Source organism: Actinoallomurus acaciae, assembly GCF_042429965.1.
Classification (GTDB): domain Bacteria; phylum Actinomycetota; class Actinomycetes; order Streptosporangiales; family Streptosporangiaceae; genus Actinoallomurus; species Actinoallomurus acaciae.
On sequence record NZ_JBHLZP010001073.1, the window covers coordinates 1 to 1,174 of the forward strand.

At 75.0% G+C, this 1,174-nt stretch carries 1 protein-coding gene; it reads left to right on the forward strand.

What is annotated here, in order from left to right:
* Positions 1-68 precede the first annotated feature (68 nt).
* Positions 69-1,174 (forward strand): aldehyde dehydrogenase family protein (locus ACFFNX_RS50560; protein ID WP_378213643.1); only part of this gene is annotated, 1,106 nt, incomplete at its 3' end.

The window sequence follows — 1,174 nt, forward strand, 5'->3', positions numbered from 1 at the left end:
TGCTCGACGTCTACCTGCCCGACGAGTCGGGCCTGAACCTGCTGCCCTGCCTGGGCGCGGACGTCATCATGGCCACCGCCGCGACCGACAAGGAGTCGGTGCGCACCGCGTTCGCCCGCGGCGCGCTGCACTACCTGATCAAGCCGTTCACCGCCGGTGAGCTGGGGGAGCGGCTGCGCGCCTACGCGCGGTACCGGGAACGGCTGGCGACCGGCGGGCAGCTCACGCAGGACGACGTCGACCGCGCCGTGGCCGCCGCCCGCGCCGCCTTCGACTCCGGCCCGTGGCCGCGTACGCCCGCGACCGAGCGCGGCCGTACGCTCGCGCGGATCGCGGACCTGCTCCAGCGCGACCGTGAGTCGATCGCCCGCGCCGAGAGCCTCGACACGGGCAAGACGCTGAAGGAGGGCCGCGCCGACGTCGACGACGTCACCGCGGTCTTCCGCTACTACGCGGGACTCGCCGGCACCCACGCGGGCCGCGTCGTCGACCCGGGCCGGCCGGACGTCGTCAGCCGGATCACCCACGAGCCGGTCGGCGTCTGCGCCCTCATCGCGCCGTGGAACTACCCGCTGCTGCAGATGTCGTGGAAGCTCGCCCCCGCGCTCGCGGCCGGCAACACGACCGTGCTCAAACCCAGCGAGCTCACCCCGCTGACCACGGTGGCGCTCGTCGCGCTGGCCGAGGAGGCGGCGGTGCCGCCCGGCGTCGTCAACCTCCTGCTCGGCGCCGGCGGCACGGTCGGCCGGGCCATGGTCGCCCACCCCGGCGTCGACCTGATCTCCTTCACCGGCGGGCTGTCCACCGGCCAGGAGATCATGGCCGCCGCGGCCCAGGGCGTACGCCGCGTGGCGCTGGAGCTCGGCGGCAAGAACCCCAACGTCGTGTTCGCCGACGCCGACTTCGACACCGCGGTGGACCACGCGCTCACCGCCGCCTTCCTCCACTCCGGCCAGGTCTGCTCGGCGGGCGCGCGGCTGATCCTCCAGGAGGAGATCCACGACCGGTTCGTCGAGGAACTGGCCGCCCGCGCCGACCGGATCCGCCTCGGCGACGGCCTGGACCCCGGCACCGAATGCGGGCCCCTCATCTCGGCCGGGCACCGCGCCAAGGTCGAAGGCCACATCGAGCGCGCGCTCGCGGCCGGCGCGCGGCTGCTCGCCGGCGGCACGCG